The sequence below is a fragment of the Streptomyces sp. Mut1 genome, from assembly GCF_030719295.1.
Taxonomy (GTDB): Bacteria; Actinomycetota; Actinomycetes; order Streptomycetales; family Streptomycetaceae; genus Streptomyces; species Streptomyces castrisilvae.
In genome coordinates, this window is record NZ_CP120997.1 from 3,265,049 (window position 1) to 3,281,280 (window position 16,232).

The 16,232-nt window shown below is 70.3% G+C and carries 17 protein-coding genes; 5 read left to right on the forward strand and 12 right to left on the reverse strand.

The window, feature by feature from the left end; genetic code table 11:
• The first annotated feature begins 67 nt into the window (after positions 1-67).
• Both P8A18_RS13980 and P8A18_RS13985 read left to right on the forward strand, forming a co-directional pair.
• Complete coding sequence (locus P8A18_RS13980; RefSeq protein WP_306054671.1) at positions 68-1,387, forward strand: 3-oxoacyl-ACP reductase; 1,320 nt, start codon at positions 68-70, stop codon at positions 1,385-1,387.
• A gap of 4 nt (positions 1,388-1,391) precedes the next feature.
• The gene (locus P8A18_RS13985; RefSeq protein WP_306054673.1) at positions 1,392-2,213 is read left to right on the forward strand and encodes a MaoC/PaaZ C-terminal domain-containing protein; all 822 of its coding nucleotides are present in this window, start codon (positions 1,392-1,394) and stop codon (positions 2,211-2,213) included.
• A gap of 171 nt (positions 2,214-2,384) precedes the next feature.
• On the opposite strand, the gene P8A18_RS13990 is transcribed toward P8A18_RS13985, so the two are convergent.
• The 6 genes from P8A18_RS13990 to P8A18_RS14015 all read right to left on the reverse strand — a co-directional run bounded on the left by P8A18_RS13990 (position 2,385) and on the right by P8A18_RS14015 (position 7,798).
• Positions 2,385-3,047 (reverse strand): TetR/AcrR family transcriptional regulator, encoded by a 663-nt coding sequence (locus tag P8A18_RS13990; protein ID WP_306060896.1) that lies wholly within the window; start codon positions 3,045-3,047, stop codon positions 2,385-2,387.
• Between the two features lie 172 nt (positions 3,048-3,219).
• Positions 3,220-4,563, reverse strand: a complete 1,344-nt coding sequence (locus tag P8A18_RS13995) for a dicarboxylate/amino acid:cation symporter (RefSeq protein ID WP_306054675.1) — start codon at positions 4,561-4,563, stop codon at positions 3,220-3,222.
• 448 nt (positions 4,564-5,011) lie between these two features.
• Positions 5,012-5,266, reverse strand: a complete 255-nt coding sequence (locus P8A18_RS14000; RefSeq protein WP_018552191.1) for a DUF4229 domain-containing protein — start codon at positions 5,264-5,266, stop codon at positions 5,012-5,014.
• Between the two features lie 164 nt (positions 5,267-5,430).
• Positions 5,431-5,955 (reverse strand): GNAT family N-acetyltransferase, encoded by a 525-nt coding sequence (locus P8A18_RS14005; RefSeq protein ID WP_306054678.1) that lies wholly within the window; start codon positions 5,953-5,955, stop codon positions 5,431-5,433.
• A gap of 125 nt (positions 5,956-6,080) precedes the next feature.
• Complete coding sequence (gene mqnE, locus P8A18_RS14010; RefSeq protein WP_136203133.1) at positions 6,081-7,244, reverse strand: aminofutalosine synthase MqnE; 1,164 nt, start codon at positions 7,242-7,244, stop codon at positions 6,081-6,083.
• 98 nt (positions 7,245-7,342) lie between these two features.
• The gene (locus P8A18_RS14015; RefSeq protein ID WP_018552194.1) at positions 7,343-7,798 is read right to left on the reverse strand and encodes an Lrp/AsnC family transcriptional regulator; all 456 of its coding nucleotides are present in this window, start codon (positions 7,796-7,798) and stop codon (positions 7,343-7,345) included.
• 132 nt (positions 7,799-7,930) lie between these two features.
• On the opposite strand from P8A18_RS14015, the gene P8A18_RS14020 reads away from it, so the two are divergent.
• Positions 7,931-8,065, forward strand: coding sequence for a hypothetical protein (locus P8A18_RS14020; protein ID WP_306054680.1), 135 nt, complete (start codon positions 7,931-7,933; stop codon positions 8,063-8,065).
• Positions 8,066-8,076: 11 nt separating this feature from the next.
• On the opposite strand, the gene P8A18_RS14025 is transcribed toward P8A18_RS14020, so the two are convergent.
• Positions 8,077-8,760 carry a UbiX family flavin prenyltransferase gene (locus P8A18_RS14025; RefSeq protein WP_511101552.1) on the reverse strand — a complete coding sequence of 228 codons (684 nt, stop codon included), beginning with the start codon at positions 8,758-8,760 and terminating at the stop codon, positions 8,077-8,079.
• A gap of 109 nt (positions 8,761-8,869) precedes the next feature.
• Here P8A18_RS14025 and P8A18_RS14030 point away from each other — a divergent pair, with 109 nt between their 5' ends.
• A complete protein-coding gene (locus P8A18_RS14030) occupies positions 8,870-9,448 on the forward strand; it encodes a rhomboid family intramembrane serine protease (RefSeq protein WP_306054684.1) in 579 nt (192 codons plus the stop codon).
• Here P8A18_RS14030 and mqnP read toward each other — a convergent pair.
• The 3 genes from mqnP to P8A18_RS14045 all read right to left on the reverse strand — a co-directional run bounded on the left by mqnP (position 9,438) and on the right by P8A18_RS14045 (position 12,651).
• Positions 9,438-10,355 carry a menaquinone biosynthesis prenyltransferase MqnP gene (gene mqnP / locus P8A18_RS14035; protein ID WP_306054686.1) on the reverse strand — a complete coding sequence of 306 codons (918 nt, stop codon included), beginning with the start codon at positions 10,353-10,355 and terminating at the stop codon, positions 9,438-9,440. The two genes, P8A18_RS14030 and mqnP, sit on opposite strands and share 11 nt — an antisense overlap.
• Positions 10,352-11,809 carry a menaquinone biosynthesis decarboxylase gene (locus P8A18_RS14040; protein ID WP_306054688.1) on the reverse strand — a complete coding sequence of 486 codons (1,458 nt, stop codon included), beginning with the start codon at positions 11,807-11,809 and terminating at the stop codon, positions 10,352-10,354. Before P8A18_RS14040 ends, mqnP begins: the two co-directional genes overlap by 4 nt.
• A 77-nt stretch (positions 11,810-11,886) precedes the next feature.
• Entirely contained in the window at positions 11,887-12,651 is a 765-nt protein-coding gene (locus P8A18_RS14045) for an MHYT domain-containing protein (protein WP_018552200.1), read from the reverse strand.
• Positions 12,652-12,904: 253 nt separating this feature from the next.
• Here P8A18_RS14045 and P8A18_RS14050 point away from each other — a divergent pair, with 253 nt between their 5' ends.
• On the forward strand, positions 12,905-13,303 hold the full coding sequence (locus P8A18_RS14050; RefSeq protein ID WP_306054690.1) for a PLD nuclease N-terminal domain-containing protein: 399 nt from the start codon (positions 12,905-12,907) through the stop codon (positions 13,301-13,303).
• A gap of 77 nt (positions 13,304-13,380) precedes the next feature.
• Here P8A18_RS14050 and ccsB read toward each other — a convergent pair whose 3' ends face one another.
• Positions 13,381-14,463 carry a c-type cytochrome biogenesis protein CcsB gene (ccsB, locus tag P8A18_RS14055; RefSeq protein WP_306054691.1) on the reverse strand — a complete coding sequence of 361 codons (1,083 nt, stop codon included), beginning with the start codon at positions 14,461-14,463 and terminating at the stop codon, positions 13,381-13,383.
• Positions 14,460-16,226: a cytochrome c biogenesis protein ResB gene (gene resB, locus P8A18_RS14060; protein ID WP_306054693.1), complete on the reverse strand. Its 1,767-nt coding sequence runs from the start codon at positions 16,224-16,226 to the stop codon at positions 14,460-14,462. Before resB ends, ccsB begins: the two co-directional genes overlap by 4 nt.
• Positions 16,227-16,232 lie beyond the last annotated feature (6 nt).

Consider the following 16,232-nt stretch of genomic DNA (forward strand, 5'->3'; position numbering starts at 1 on the left):
ACCAACTCCTGACTCTTGAGTAACCTTACTCTGGAGTAAATCTACGACCGAGCAGGGAGTCTGGACAATGGCCGACCGCTATCTGCACCTGACCGGCACGGCACCCGGCAAGTTCCTCACCCGGAAGCTCGGCCTCCCCCAGCCCGCGCGACTGCGCCGCTGGACCCTGGAGACCCCGGCGCTCACCGGCCCGGTCCTCCACCTCACCGCCGGGGAGTCCGCCGTCACCCAGGAGCTTTCCGCGCTCCTCGCCGCGACCGGCCTGGAGGTCGCCGCACGCGCCGACCGGCCCGCCGCGCTCGTGCTGGACGCGACGGCCGTCGACACCGCCGCCGGGCTCGCCGCCGTGCACGCGGCCCTGCACCCGGTCGTGCGCTCGCTCGCCCCGGGCGGCCGGGTCGTCGTCCTCGGGGTGCGGCCGTCCCCGGACGACCACCACCAGGCCGCCGCCCAGCAGGCACTTGAGGGGTTCGTGCGCTCCCTCGGCAAGGAGATCGGCAAGGGCGCCACCGTGCAGCTGGTGCGCATCGCCCCCGGAGCCGTCGCCGCCGCCGGCTCCACGCTGCGCTTCCTGCTCTCGCCCCGGTCCGCGTACATCAGCGGCCAGGTCATCGAGGTCACCGACGCCGCCCCCGACCCGGTCGCCGACTGGGCCGCCCCGCTGGCCGGCCGCACCGCCCTGGTCACCGGCGCGGCCCGGGGCATCGGCGCCTCCGTCGCCTCGGTCCTGGCCCGCGACGGCGCCCGGGTCATCTGCCTGGACATCCCGCAGGCCCAGGAGGACCTGGTGCGCACCGCCGACCGCCTCGGCGCCACCGCGCTCCCGCTGGACATCACGGCGGACGACGCGGCCGAACGCATCGCGGCCGCCGCCCCCGACGGGCTCGACATCCTCGTCCACAACGCCGGCATCACCCGCGACCGGCGGCTCGCCAACATGCCCGCCGAGCGCTGGGCCTCGGTCATCGACGTCAACCTGGACAGCGTCCTGCGCACCACCGACGCCCTGCTGAAGGCCGGCACGGTCAACCGGGGCGGCCGGATCGTCGCCACCGCCTCCATCGCGGGCATCGCCGGCAACAACGGCCAGACCAACTACGCGGCCAGCAAGGCCGGCATCATCGGCCTCGTCCGCTCCCTGGCCCCGCGCGCCGCCGCCGACCACGGCGTCACGGTCAACGCGGTCGCCCCCGGCTTCATCGAGACGAAGATGACCGCGGCCGTCCCCCTCTTCATCCGCGAGGCGGGCCGCCGGATGAACTCCCTGGCGCAGGGCGGCCTCCCGGTCGACGTCGCCGAGACCACCGCCTGGTTCGCCCAGCCCGCGTCGGCGGCCGTCAACGGCCAGGTCGTCCGGGTCTGCGGCCAGAGCCTGCTGGGGGCGTGACCCCGTGCCGAGCCTGACCCTCTCGCTGGCCCGGGGCGCCGTCACCTCCCCGTTCAAAAGGGCCGGACGGCCGGACGCCACCCTCCCCGCCGACCGCCTCAGCCTGCCGGCCGCCCCCGTCGCACCCGGCCCACTGACCGCGTACCGGACGATCTGCGGCTTCCCGGCGACCGGCCCGCTGCCGGTCACCTACCCGCACGTCCTGGCGTTCCCGCTCGCCATGCGGCTGATGACCCGGCGCGACTTCCCGCTCCCGGTCACCGGCCTCGTCCACACCTGGATCGAGATCACCGCCCACCGCACCCTCCACCCGGAGGACCGGTTCGAACTCACGCTGTACGCACAGGAGTTGACCCCGCACCGACGCGGCACGGAGGTCACGGTGGTGACCGAGGCGCACATCGGCGGAGAGCTGGTCTGGGAGTCCCGCAGCGGCTACCTCTCCCGCCACGCGACGACCGGCGACCGGCCCGCACCCCAGCCCCCGGCCCCTGGACTCCCCCCCGTCGCCGAGTGGCGGCTGCCCGCGAACCTCGGCCGGCGCTACGGCGCCGCATCCGGCGACCGCAACCCGATCCACCTCCACCCGCTGACCGCCCGGCTGTTCGGCTTCCCCCGGGCCATCGCCCACGGCATGTGGACCGTCGCCCGCTGCCTGGCCGAAGCACCCGAACCGTCCCTGCTCCGCACGGTACGGGCCGACTTCCGCGCACCCGTCCTGCTGCCCGCCACGGTCACCTACGCCACGGACGGCACGGCGTTCCAGCTGCGCGGCGGCGGGGACGGCGAGCGCGTCCACCTCACGGGGACGGCCGGCACCGGCTAGGGCCTGTCTTCAAACTGCCGTCGTCGCCCGAAGGGCGGCCGGGCGGCGTCAGGTGCGTGCTCTCGGCGTGCCGGCCCCAGGCCCCTGTACTGGACGTACCGGGGTCTGGGACCGGTGCGGCGAGAGTGCGTGCATGGCGTCGCCCGGCAGACGGCAGTTTGAAGACAGGCCCTAGGGCCTGTCCGGCGGATCTTCGCGGGACGGGCCCTGGACGCCCTCCGCCGGCAGCTGCCAGGGCCGCCCGTTCATCAGGTTCTCCAGCCCCGCCCAGGCGAAGTTCATCAAGGTGGCCGCCGCCTCCCGGGCCGAGACGCCCGGGGTCTCGTTGGCCCAGCCGGCCAGCGCCTCCGCCGCGCCCACCAGCGCCTGCGCGAGGCCCGCCACATCCCGGTCCGGAAGCGCCGGATCGTGGTGCGCCTCGCGGGCGGCGGCCCCGATCAGACCCGTCACGAAGGCGACGATCTCCTCGCGCATGACGTTGACCTCGGTGGCGAACGGCTCCCCGTGCGTCCGCGCCTGCCGGTACAACACCGCCCAGCCGTCCGGGTTCTCCGCGGTGTGCGTGAAGAACGCCCGCAGCCCGGCCCAGAGTTGCCGGTCGGCCGGCAGCCCCGGCTCGACGCCCGCCTGAACAGCGGCGAGCAGCGCCTGCGCCTCGCGCCGGATGCACGCGGTGAACAGCTCGTCCTTGGAGTTCAGATACAGGTAGACCAGCGGCTTGGACACCCCGGCCAGCTCGGCGATCTCGTCCATCGAGGCGGCCCGGTACCCCCGCTGCCCGAACGTCTGCACCGCGGCGTCCATCATCTGCCGCTCACGCACCGCACGCGGCATCCGCTTGTTCCTCACAGCACCCACGTCGACTTCCTCCCTCCCCCGCAGCACTACTCCCGGGTAAGGGTACGGGGCCGCGCCCCGGCCCCGCCGTACCGAGCGCGGAACGCACGAGGGCCCCTCCTCCGCGAGAGAGAAGGGGCCCACAGGTGCGAGGGTCGGTCCGGGGCGGTCAGGCCGCGACCGGCACGCGCTCCGGCTCGGAGTCGCGCACCTCCACGTCGTCGACCGGGGAGGCCGAGGCCGAGTTGTACGCGTCGTGGTCGAGGATCTTCTCGCGCGCCGAGACGATCACCGGGACGAGCGCCTGGCCCGCAACGTTCGTAGCGGTCCGCATCATGTCCAGGATCGGGTCGATGGCCATCAGCAGGCCGACGCCCTCCAGCGGGAGGCCCAGGGTCGACAGGGTCAGCGTCAGCATGACCGTGGCGCCGGTCAGACCGGCGGTGGCCGCCGAACCGATGACCGAGACGAACGCGATCAGGATGTAGTCACCGATGCCCAGCTGCACGTCGAAGATCTGCGCGATGAAGATCGCGGCGAGCGCCGGGTAGATCGCGGCGCAGCCGTCCATCTTGGTGGTGGCGCCGAACGGGACGGAGAAGGAGGCGTACTCCTTCGGGACGCCGAGGCGCTCGGTGACCTTCTGGGTGACCGGCATCGTGCCGACCGAGGAGCGCGAGACGAAGCCCAGCTGGATCGCGGGCCAGGCGCCCTTGAAGAACTGGAGCGGGCTGACCTTGGCGACGGTGGCGAGCAGCAGCGGGTAGACGCCGAACATCACCAGGGCGCAGCCGATGTAGACGTCGGCGGTGAACGTGGCGTACTTGCCGATGAGGTCCCAGCCGTAGTCGGCGATGGCGTAGCCGATGAGGCCGATGGTGCCGATGGGGGCGAGGCGGATGACCCACCACAGGGCCTTCTGGAGGAGTTCCAGGACGGCTTCGCTGAGGGTGAGGATCGGCTGGGCCTTCTCGCCGAGCTTGAGGGCGGCGATGCCGGCGACGGCGGCCATGAAGACGATCTGGAGGACGTTCAGCTCGGCGAACGGCGTGATGACGTTGTCCGGGATGATGCCGGTCAGGAAGTCGAGCCAGGAGCCGGCGTGCTCGGGGAGCTTGCCGTCCTTCGGGGTGAGGCCGGTGCCGGAGCCCGGGTTGGTGATCAGGCCGATGGCGAGGCCGATGGCGACCGCGATCAGCGAGGTGATCATGAACCAGAGCAGGGTGCGGGTGGCCAGCCTGGCGGCGTTGTTGACCTTGCGCAGGTTGGTGATCGACACCAGGATCGCGAAGAAGACGAGGGGCGCGACGGCCAGCTTCAGCAGCTGGACGAAGATGTGGCCGACCTTGTCGAGCGTGGTGTAGAGCCAGCCGATGTCCTGGCTGCGGGCGAGCCAGCCGAGGAGGACACCGAGGACCAGACCGGCGACGATCTGGGCCCAGAACGGGACCTTGGGTATACGGAAGCCGGAGCCTGCGGGCTTCTCGGTGGTGGACGCGGGGTTCGCGGACACGGACACACTCCAGATGTGACGCATCGGGACGCACGGGGACGGTGTGCGGAGGGGGACGGGGGTGCGGCGCCCGCGTCAGGGGCGGCGCCGCTGCATGATGCCGGTTTCAGACGTTGCGGCAACAGACCGCGGACATACAGCGGCAGAGGTCGACATGAAGGCGCTCCACGAGCGGGATGCTCGTGGCAGAACGGAGGCGCACAGCTGTCTTCATGGCGAACACGTTAACACTTGAACTTTGAGAACCTCAAAGGTCTTCTTTGGTACGAAGCAGCGCCCCGGCAGCCCTTCGGGGACGGCCCGGAATCCTCAACTCCGCCTGAAGGAACGAAAAACCCCAGTACGGGAGCGAGTGCTCCCGTACTGGGGTTCGACGGAGGAAGAGGAGGACTGTGAGGAAGCTTACGTTCCCCTTACAGCCTTCCGTGCGCCTTCCCTGCGGCCCTCCTCACTGCGTGACGCCGTCCTCGCGCGTGCGGTTGGCCTCCAGGCGGGCCTTGGCGCGGTCGACCGAGGAGACGATCTGCTGGGACATCTCGTCGCGCTGCTTGCGCAGCAGGACGTAGCTGAGCGGCGCGGACAGCACCAGGGCGAGCAGGATGACCCAGACGACGTTGGATCCCCCGGCACCGGACGGCACCAGCCCGAAGTTGACGGCGATGGCGGCGACGACGAAGCAGCCGACGAAGATGCTGAGACGCATCGCGGTGTACCGGATCGTTGCGCTCGGCTTGGCAGCGGACACAGCTGGCCTTCTCTCTACGTACGACAGTCCTGCCCGACCAGTGAAGCATGCCCCGCAATCGAGCGATTCGCAGGGCTGCATCCCGAGGCGGCCATCGGCCGTGATCAGGCCACCGGCCGCGATCAGCCCAGCGGCAGCAGCATGATGATGTCGTCGCGGTCGTCGCCCTCGGCCACCCGGATCGCGCCGGGCACCCGGCCGACCTCCTTGTATCCGCAGGCCGTGTAGAAGCGGTCGGCGCCCGTGCCGCCCCGGCAGGTGAGCCGGATGGCCTCGATGCCCTCGGTCGCGCGGGCCGCGTCGGCGGCGGCCGCCATCAGGTCGCGGCCGTAGCCGCGGCCCTGGTGGCGAGGGTGGACCATCACGGTGTACGCCCACAGCCAGTGGGCCATCAGCCGGTGCGTGTTGCGCGTGAGGAAGGCGGTGGCGGCGATGGTGCCGTCCTCGTCGTAGCCGACGAGGAGCCGGGTGCGGCCCTCGGCGATGGCGACGAGGTGCTTGACCAGCTCGGGCCGGACGTCGTCGGCCGTCACGGGCGGCACGAAGCCCACGGCGCCGCCGGCGTTGGAGACATCGGCCCAGAGCGCGGCTATGCCGTCGCGCAGCGACCGGTCGAACTTCGGGTCCACCTCGAATGTAAGCGCCATAGAGGCAGATTAACTATTACCTACCCGTCGGCTCAACCAGCGTCCGGAACGCGAGAAAGCTCCGGCCGGGGACGGTGGCCGGAGCTTTCGTACGCGCGGCGCCGCGGGCGCGACGGCGCCGGGCGTCAGACCCGCATCGGCTGCGGCGACTCGCGCCGCTCCGCGTCCGGGCCCGGGTACTCGCGGATGATCTCGTACCGGGTGTTGCGCTCGACGGGCCTGAAGCCCGCGTCGCGGATCAGGTCGAGCAGGTCCTCGCGGCCGAGCTTGTTCGGCGTGCCGTAGTTGTCCGCGTCGTGCGTGATCTTGTACTCGACGACCGAGCCGTCCATGTCGTCCGCGCCGTGCTGAAGGGCGAGCTGGGCGGTCTGCACGCCGTGCATCACCCAGAACACCTTGACGTGCGGCACGTTGTCGAACAGCAGCCGGGAGACCGCGAAGGTCTTCAGCGCCTCGGCACCGGTCGCCATCGTCGTCCGCGCCTGGAGCTTGTTGCGGATCTTGCCGTCCTTCATGTCCACGAAGTCGTGCTGGTAGCGCAGCGGGATGAAGACCTGGAAGCCGCCGGTCTCGTCCTGGAGTTCACGCAGCCGCAGCACGTGGTCGACGCGGTGCCGGGGCTCCTCGATGTGCCCGTACAGCATGGTCGCCGGGGTCTTGAGCCCCTTCTCGTGCGCCAGGCGGTGGATGCGCGACCAGTCCTCCCAGTGCGTGCGGTGGTCCACGATGTGCTGGCGGACCTCCCAGTCGAAGATCTCGGCGCCGCCGCCGGTCAGCGATTCGAGACCGGCCTCGATCAGCTCGTCCAGGATCTCCGACGCGGACAGCTTGGAGATGGTCTCGAAGTGGTGGATCTCGGTGGCGGTGAACGCCTTGAGCGAGACCTGCGGCAGCGCTTCCTTGAGCGCGCTCAGGGAGCGCGGGTAGTAGCGCCACGGGAGGGAGGGGTGCAGCCCGTTGACGATGTGCAGCTCGGTGAGGTTCTCGCCCTCCATCGCCTTGGCGAGCTTCACCGCCTCCTCGATGCGCATCGTGTACGCGTCCTTCTCGCCCGGCTTGCGCTGGAAGGAGCAGTACGCGCACGAGGCGGTGCACACGTTGGTCATGTTGAGGTGCCGGTTGACGTTGAAGTGGACGACGTCACCGTTCTTGCGCGTACGCACCTCATGGGCCAGACCGCCGAGCCACGCCAGGTCGTCGGACTCGTAGAGCGCGATCCCGTCCTCGCGGGTCAGCCGCTCACCGGCCCTGACCTTCTGCTCCAGCTCGCGCTTGAGTCCCGCGTCCACTAGGGCGCCTCCCATTTCTCTCCGTGACCGAACCCCGCCCACCGTACGCCTAGTGCCGCGGCGGCCAAGGTCCGCCCCGCCCTTGGCCGCCGCGGCGCTCAGCCCTCCTCGGGAAGCTCCCCGACCCGGTTCTCCCACTTGGTGGACAGCACGATCGTGGTGCGGGTGCGCGAGACGCCCTTGGTGCCGCTGAGCCGGCGGATCGTCCGCTCCAGGCCGTCCACGTCGCCGACGCGGACCTTGAGCATGTAGGAGTCGTCGCCCGCGATGAACCAGGCGTCCTCGATCTCCGCGAGGTCCTTCAGCCGGCGCGCCACGTCCTCGTGGTCGGCGGCGTCGGAGAGCGAGATGCCGATCAGGGCCGTCACGCCGAGGCCGAGCGAGGCCGCGTCCACGGTGGCGCGGTAGCCGGTGATGACACCGGCCGATTCCAGCCGGTTGATGCGGTCGGTGACGCTGGGCCCGGAGAGCCCGACGAGCCGTCCGAGCTCGGCGTACGAGGCCCTGCCGTTCTCCCGGAGGGCCTGGATGAGCTGCCTGTCCACCGCGTCCATGTGACTGAAACCTTCCATTGTTTAGCAGTACAGCAAGTCTACGTGTAGAATCTAAGGCGTGCAGGCATTGACACCTGCAAATCTTCCCGCTTAATCAAAAAACGCTTTCGAATCTTCAGGAGTGATAGCACCGTGTACACGATCGAGATGGCCTACGCCCGGATGCGCGAGCTGCAGGACCTGGCCAACCGCTCGCGTGCCCACCACCCCGCCGCCGCCCTCCGGGTCGACCGGACCCGCGGCCCGCGCGCCCCCAAGAAGCGCTGACCCCACCCGGGTCAGCCCCCAAAGCCGCCACCCAGCTCCCCCTTCCAGCGGCGGTACAGCTGATGCGGCACCCCCGCCGCGTCCAGCACCCGCCCCGCGACGAAGTCCACCAGGTCCTGGATGTGCGTCGCCCCCGCGTAGAACCCCGGAGAGGCGGGCAGCACGACCGCGCCCGCCTCGTCCAGGGCCACCAGATGCTTCAGCGTCTGCCCGTTCAACGGCGTCTCGCGGACCGCGACGACCAGCTTCCGCCGCTCCTTGAGCGTCACGCTCGCGGCCCGCTGCAACAGGTCCTTCGAGAGCCCGAGCGCCACCCCCGCCACGCACGCCGTCGACGCCGGGACGATCAGCATCCCCTTGGCGGGGTACGACCCCGAGGACGGCCCCGCGGCCAGATCACCGGCCGCCCAGTGCCGTACGCCGGACACGTCCACGTCGAAGGTGTCCGGCTTGCCGTCCGCCCCCCGGGCCAGCCAGCCGGCCAGGTCCTCGCGCCAGTGCGCGTCGCGGTAGGCGATCCCCGTCTCGTCCAGCAGGGTCAGCCGCGAGGCCCGGCTCACCACCAGGTCGACGCTCTCCCCCGCCGCCAGCAGCCCCCGCAGCACCGCGGCCGCGAATGGCGTGCCCGAAGCGCCGGAAACCCCGACAATCCAAGGCATTCGCTGCTGCTGACTCGCTGAAGTCCGGGAATCCACACCCCCGAGCCTATCCGGCGCACGGCACCCGGAACTGTCCGAGGGGTCCGGTACGTTCCGAGGAGTGAAGGGGGGTGGGTCCTGCCATGACCGATGTGCGGACGTCCGCGTGAGGACCGGCTACCGGGCCCTGACGGCCGGCGCGGTCGTGCTGGGCTGGGTCGGGCTGCTCTGGGTCCTGGAGGCCATCGACCTCGCGACCGGACACGGCCTCGACGACCACGGCATCAGCCCCCGCGAGCCCGGCGAACTGCTCGACATCGTGCCCGCCGCCTTCCTCCACGACGGCTGGGCCCACGTCGCGTCGAACAGCGTCCCGCTGCTGGTCCTGGGCTTCATAGCCGCGCTCGGCGGTCTGCGCCGCTTCGCCGGCGTGGTGCTCACCGTGATCCTGATCGGCGGCCTCGGCGTCTGGCTCACCGCCCCCGCCCACACCATCACCCTCGGCGCGTCGGGCGTGGTCTTCGGCCTCTTCGGCTACCTGCTGGTCCGCGGCTTCGTGGACCGCCGCCCGCTCGACGTGGTCGTCGGGCTGATCGTCGCCGTGGTGTACGGCTCGCTGCTCCAGGGCGTCCTGCCCACCGACCCCGGCGTCAGCTGGCAGGGCCACCTCTTCGGGCTGATAGGCGGGGTGGTGGCGGCCTTCGCGCTGCGCCGCTCCACCACCCCCCGCGCGCTCACACCGTGAGCCCGCGCACCACCAGGTCCAGCAGCGCGCAGACGAAGAGCGCTATGCCGATGAAGCCGTTCACCGAGAAGAACGCCCGGTTCAGCCGCGACAGGTCGTGCGGCCGCACCACCCGGTGCTCGTACACGAAGGCCACGGCGACGATCACCATGCCCGCCCAGTAGAGGACCCCCGCGTCCGTCGCCAGGCCGAACCAGACCAGCAGCCCCGTCGTCACGACGTGGCAGACCCGCGCCCCCCACAGCGCGGCCGGGATACCGAAGCGCGCCGGGAAGGAGAGCACCCCGTGCGCCCGGTCGGCGCGCACGTCCTGGCAGGCGAAGATCAGGTCGAAGCCGCCGATCCAGATGCCGACGGCCAGGCCCAGGATGACCGCGTCCCACGACCAGCTGCCCGTCACCGCCAGCCAGGCGCCGATGGGCCCGATGGCCTGGGCGAGCCCCAGGATCGCGTGCGGGAAGTTCGTGAACCGCTTGCCGTACGGGTAGACGACCATCGGGATCACGGCGACCGGCGCCAGCGCCAGGCACAGCGGGTTCAGCAGGGCCGCGGCCCCGAGGAACACGACGACGGCGACGAGCGCCCCCGTCCACGCCGACTTCACCGACACCGCACCGGTCACCAGCTCGCGGGTGGCGGTCCGCGGGTTACGGGCGTCGATCTCGCGGTCGATGATCCGGTTCGCGGCCATCGCGAAGGTCCGCAGCCCGACCATGGCGAGCGTGACGAGCAGCAGCGTGCCCCAGTGGATGGTCCCGTCCACCCGGAACATCGCGGTCAGGGCGGCGATGTAGGCGAAGGGCAGCGCGAAGACCGAGTGCTCGATCATCACGAGCCGCAGGAACGCCTTGACCCTGCTGCTCGGCTGCGCGGGCCCGGAGCCCAGGGTCGCTTCGGCGGCGCTCACAGCCCGTACTCCTTCCAGCGTCGCGTGACCCGCTCGGCCGTCTCCGGGTCGGACTCGACCATGTCCGGCCAGCCCCCGTCCCGGGTGTAGCCCTCCTCGGGCCACTTCTTCGTCGCGTCGATCCCCGCCTTGCCGCCCCAGAACTGCTGGTAGGAGGCGTGGTCGAGGTGGTCCACCGGGCCCTCGGAGACCGTCAGGTCGCGGGCGTAGTCCGTGTTGCCGAGCGCCCGCCAGGACACCTCGTGCAGATCGTGGACATCGCAGTCGGAGTCCACGACGACGATCAGCTTGGTCAGCGACATCATGTGCGCGCCCCAGATGGCGCTCATCACCTTCTGCGCGTGCTTCGGGTACTTCTTGTCGATCGAGACGATCGCGCAGTTGTGGAAGCCGCCGGACTCCGGCAGGTGGTAGTCCACAATGTCCGGCACGATGATCTTCAGCAGCGGCAGGAAGAACCGCTCGGTGGCGCGCCCCAGCGGCCCGTCCTCGGTCGGCGGCCTGCCCACCACGATCGACTGGAGCAGCGGCCGCTTGCGCATGGTCACGCAGTCGATCGTCAGTGCGGGGAACGGTTCCTGCGGGGTGTAGAAGCCGGTGTGGTCGCCGAACGGCCCCTCGGGGAGCGTCTTGCCGGGCTCCAGCCACCCTTCGATGACGACCTCGGCGTTGGCCGGGACCTGGAGCGGCACGGTCTTGCAGTCGACCATTTCGATGCGCTTGCCCTGGATGAACCCGGCGAACAGATACTCGTCGATGTCCCCGGGCAGCGGCGCGGTGGAGGCGTACGTGACGGCCGGCGGCGCGCCGAACGCGATGGCGACCGGCAGCCGCTCCCCGCGCCGGGCGGCGACCTGGTAGTGGTTGCGGCTGTCCTTGTGGATCTGCCAGTGCATCCCGATGGTGCGCCGGTCGTGCCGCTGGAGCCGGTAGAGCCCGAGGTTGCGGACGCCGGTCTCCGGGTGCTTGGTGTGGGTGAGGCCCAGGTTGAAGAAGGAGCCGCCGTCCTTGGGCCAGGTGAACAGGGCGGGCAGCAGGTCCAGGTCGACGTCGTCGCCGGTCAGGACGACCTCCTGGACGGGCGCGTTCTCGCTCTTCACCTTCTTCGGCGGTACGTGGACCATCGTGCCGAGCTTGCCGAAGGCTTCCCGCACCCCGACGAAGCCGTGCGGCAGCTCGGGCTTGAGCAGCCCGCCGATCTTGTCGCTGATCTCGCCGTAGGACTTCAGCCCGAGCGCCTTGAGCAGCCGCTTGTCGGTGCCGAAGACGTTCATGGCCAGGGGCATCGACGACCCCTGGACGTTCTCGAAGAGCAGCGCGGGCCCGCCGGCCTTGTTCACCCGGTCGACGATCTCACCGACCTCCAGGTAGGGGTCGACCTCTGCCTTGATGCGCTTGAGCTCGCCCTCGCGCTCCAGAGCCCGGAGGAGGGAACGAAGATCGTCGTAAGCCATGCTGTCCAGTTTGACATCCCCCCGGACGGCGGCCGCCGGGGCTCCCCGCGTTGGCGGCCGAAGGAGCCGGTACGGCGTCAGCGGGGCGCGGGCGACGGTTCGTCGCCGAGCACGAGATCGGGGTCGAACATGACGACGGTCGCCGCGACGACGAGCATGATGACGGGGCCGGCGACCATGGTGAGCAGGAAGGAGAGCTGGTCGATCGAGGACTGGGCGTGCGTGCCCGCCGTGTGGTCGACGTCCACGCTCACGGCGGCCATGCCCGTGTAGTGCATGCCGGTGACGGCGATACCCATCACGAGACTGGCGCCGATGCTCGACCACAGGCCCCGCACGGTGACCGCCGCCCACAGGGCCGCGGTGGCGGCGGCCACGGCGATCAGCACGGACAGGGACACCGTCACCGTGTCGTAGCGCATGCGGCCGTGCACCTGGAGGGCGGACATGCCGATGTAGTGCATGGCGGCGACGCCGAGGCCCATGAGCACTCCGGCCGAGGCCAGGATCTTGGGGCCCGCGCCCAGGTGCCCGACGAGGAAGACGCCGATCGCGGTGACGGCGATGGCGACGACGAGGCTCAGCAGCGTCAGCCGGGTGTCGTACGAGATGTCCGTGCCGTCGGCACGGAAGCCCATCATCGCGATGAAGTGCATGGTCCAGATGCCGCAGCCCAGGGACACCGCGGCCAGGGAGAGCCAGCCGTTCTTCTTGCCGCGCGGCCCCTTGCGTACGGAGCGGACCGTGCAGCGCAGGCCGAGGGCGGAGCCCAGGACGGCCATCAGATAGGCGGCGAGGGGAGTCACCGCGCCGTAGTGGAAATCGGTCACCGTGGCAGCCACGACGCAAACCCTTCGCATGCCCTGACGGACTCGGACACCTCACGGGGAACGGCGAGGTGGAGCGGTCCGCGGAGAGCGAGCCGTCTGCGCCCAATCAACCATGTGCGTCCGGATATCCTGTAATTCAGACCGTATGGTCATTGTCACGACGTTGATTCGTCACACGGTCCGCGGCGGGGCCACCGGCTACTCTGGGCCCGTCACCGGGGCGGGACATTGCCCCGCCAACTCTCCTCGGGGGGACTTTTCCACCATGCTCCGGGCTCTGATCTACCTTCTGCCGCTGGCGCTCACGATCTTCGCGTTCATCGACTGCCTGAACACCCCGGAGGACGAGGCCAAGCACCTGCCGAAGATCGCCTGGGTCTTCATCATCCTGCTGTTCTGGATCGTCGGCCCGATCGTGTGGCTGGCCGCGGGCAAGGTGCGCGAGGCGCCCGCCGGGGGCCGTGCGCCGTCCGACTGGCCCCGGGGCCGGCGGCAGCAGTGGGTGGCGCCGGACGACAACCCGGACTTCCTGAAGTCGCTGAAGGACGAGCCCCGGGAGGACGGGCCCCGGAAGGACGAGGCTGACCTCAAGGACTGGGAGGCGGACCTGCGCCGCCGCGAGGAGGAGCTGAAGCGCCGCGAGAACGGTCCCGAGGCCTCGTAACCACCGGCCCCCCGCACGACGGCTGCCCGCCCCCCGGTCCTCCGGGTGGCGGGCAGCCGTCGTGCGGGGGGGGGGCGTCAGACTCCGGCGTAGGAGTGCTTGCCGGTGACGAAGATGTTGACGCCGTAGTAGTTGAAGATCCAGCAGCCGAAGGCGATCAGCGCCAGGTAGGCGGCCTTGCGGCCCTTCCAGCCGGCGGTGGCGCGGGCGTGCAGGTAGGCGGCGTAGGCGACCCAGGTGATGAAGGACCAGACCTCCTTGGGGTCCCAGCCCCAGTAGCGGCCCCAGGCGTCCCCGGCCCAGATCGCGCCCGCGATGATCGTGAACGTCCACAGCGGGAAGACGGCGGCGTTGATCCGGTACGAGAACTTGTCCAGGCTCGACGCGGAAGGCATCCGGGAGAGCACGGAGTGGGCGAAGGCGCCCGGCTCCCCGCCACTGGCGATCTTGTTCTCGTAGCTGTCGCGGAAGAGGTAGATGAGGGTGCCGATGCCGCCGATGAAGAACACGGCGCCGCAGATGATGGCGGTGGAGACGTGGATCCACAGCCAGTACGAGTGCAGCGCGGGCACCAGCTGGTCGCTGGAGGTGTAGAGCACCGTGGTCGCCAGACCGAGGTCCAGCAGGACGGCGGTGATCAGCAGCAGCCCCATCCAGCGGACGTTCTTCTTCAGCGCGAGCAGGGCGAGGTAGACGCCGACCGCCACCGTGGAGAAGGTGATGGAGAACTCGTACATGTTGCCCCAGGGGGCGCGCTGTACGGACAGGGCGCGGGTGACGACACCGCCGGCCTCCACGAGGAAGGCGAGCACGGTCAGGGAGACCGCGATCCGCCCGTAGAGGTCGCCCTTGAACGTGCCTCCGGCGGCGCCGGGGCCGTCCGGGACGTCACGGGAGCCTGCCGCGGACCGGGTCACGACCTTCGGCCGTTCCAGTACGGCGGTGCCCCCGCCCTTCTGTGCGACCTGGACCTTCACCGTGCCGGCGGCGGCTTCCTCGGTGGTGAGCGCGGCGGCGGTGCGGCCGACCTTGCTGCGGCTGCCGAACACCCACTCCGCGATGTGCGCGAAGAAGGCCAGGGTGTAGACGGCCATCGACGAATAGATCAGCACATTGCTGGTGTGCGCGAGGTTCTCGTTCGTTGCGGCGGCGAGATTCACTTCTCAGCCCCTTCGGCAGGCTCTGCGGTGGACGCCTCGGCGGCGTCCGTTTCGGTGTCGGGCGCGGTGGGCGCCTCGGCGTTGAGCGTGACCGCGAGATCGGCCAGCTCCTCGGGAAGTCTCGCGGACTCGCTGCGGCCGAGCCCCGCCATCTCCACGACGGTGACGCCGTCGGCGCCACGCACGGCCCGGACCCAGACGCGGCGGCGCTGGATGAACAGCGAGCCGGCGAGTCCGGCGATGGCGCCGATCGCCCCCGTGAGCGCCCAGCCGCTGGCGGGCTGCTCGGAGATCTGGAAGCTGGCCCACTCCTGGATGCCCTCGAAGGTGATGGAGCCGGCCCCGTCGGGCAGCTTCATCGTCTCGCCGACGAGGAGGCGTTCCTTGAGCTGCTTGCCGTCGGAGCCCTTGAACTCCGTCATCTTCGTCTTGTCCAGCTGGTACACGTTCTGCGCGATGCCGGAGTTGACGCCGAGCGATCCGTGGTAGCCGTTGAGCGCGAGGACGGGCATGTCGGCGGCGGGGAACTGCGAGAACATCGTGCCCTGGCCGTTGCCGGCGAAGGTCGGCACGAAGAACGCCTGGAAGCCCAGCTGGTCCTTCTTGCCGTTCTTGTCGCGGTAGCCGTCCATGACCTTGATGGCGCCGGTCGAGGTGACGTTGTTGTCGATGGGCAGCAGCGGCACGGCGGCCTTGTAGACCTCCTTGCCCCGGCCGTCCTTGACGGAGACGACGGGCGCGTAGCCGTGGGCGTTGAGGTAGACCTTGGTGCCGTCGACGACGAGGGGTTCGTTGACCTTGATGACCTTCTTCTGCGGCTCGCCGTAGGCCCCTTCGGAGTACGTGACGTGCGCCTCGTACGTGCGCGGCGTGCCGACCTGCGGACCCTCGCGCTCGTACGTGCCGATGAAGTCGTCCAGGGTGAAGCTGAACGGGACCAGCGAGTCGTTGTCGAAGAGCGAGCCGGACTTGAAGTCGTCGTACTGGGTGATCGTGTTGGAGAACCCGTCGCCCTCGACGACCAGCTTGGCGCCCTCGGACTTGAACAGCTGCCCCCAGGCGAAGGCGATCAGCATCACGATGAGCGCGATGTGGAAGATCAGGTTGCCTGCCTCGCGCAGGTAGCCCTTCTCGGCGGCGACGGCGTTCCCGGTGACGTGGGCCCGGTAGCGCCGCTTGCGCATCATCCTGAGGGCGGCCTCGCGGACCTGCTCGGGCTCGGCCCCGGTGCGCCAGGTGGTGTACGCGGGCAGCCTGGTGAGGCGCTTCGGAGCGCCCGGCGGGCGGCTGCGCAGCTGGCCGACGAAGGTGCCGGTGCGCGGCACGATGCAGCCGATCAGCGAGACGAACAGCAGGATGTAGATCGCGGAGAACCACACCGAGCTGTAGACGTCGAAGAACTGGAGCTTCTCGTAGATCGGCGTGACGACGGTGTGCGCGTCCTTGAACGTCTGCACCTTGAGTTCGTCCACGCTGTTCTGCGGGATCAGCGAGCCGGGGATGGCGCCGAGCGACAGCAGGAAGAGCAGGATCAGGGCGACCCGCATCGAGGTGAGCTGGCGCCAGAACCAGCGGGCCCAGCCGATGACGCCCATGGCGGGCAGGTCCGCCATGGCCTCCTCGCGCGGGGCGGTGGAGAGCTGGGAGCCGGCGGCGCCGAGCTCACGGGCGTTCTCCTGCTCCCGCTGGTCCCGCTCCTGCTCCTGCTCCTGGTCCCGCTCCTGGGAAGGGCTGGACGAAGGGTTGGACGTGGTGTTGCTCATTGGTAC

What these genes read in the sequence shown, in the direction of transcription:
- P8A18_RS13980 (WP_306054671.1), top strand. Translation starts at nt 68, where the DNA reads ATGGCCGACCGCTATCTGCACCTGACCGGCACGGCACCCGGCAAGTTC.
- P8A18_RS13990 (WP_306060896.1), bottom strand. Translation starts at nt 3,047, where the DNA reads ATGCCGCGTGCGGTGCGTGAGCGGCAGATGATGGACGCCGCGGTGCAG.
- P8A18_RS14000 (WP_018552191.1), bottom strand. Translation starts at nt 5,266, where the DNA reads ATGCGTCTCAGCATCTTCGTCGGCTGCTTCGTCGTCGCCGCCATCGCC.
- P8A18_RS14005 (WP_306054678.1), bottom strand. Translation starts at nt 5,955, where the DNA reads ATGGCGCTTACATTCGAGGTGGACCCGAAGTTCGACCGGTCGCTGCGC.
- P8A18_RS14015 (WP_018552194.1), bottom strand. Translation starts at nt 7,798, where the DNA reads ATGGACGCGGTGGACAGGCAGCTCATCCAGGCCCTCCGGGAGAACGGC.
- P8A18_RS14040 (WP_306054688.1), bottom strand. Translation starts at nt 11,809, where the DNA reads ATGGCTTACGACGATCTTCGTTCCCTCCTCCGGGCTCTGGAGCGCGAG.
- P8A18_RS14050 (WP_306054690.1), top strand. Translation starts at nt 12,905, where the DNA reads ATGCTCCGGGCTCTGATCTACCTTCTGCCGCTGGCGCTCACGATCTTC.
- resB (WP_306054693.1), bottom strand. Translation starts at nt 16,226, where the DNA reads ATGAGCAACACCACGTCCAACCCTTCGTCCAGCCCTTCCCAGGAGCGG.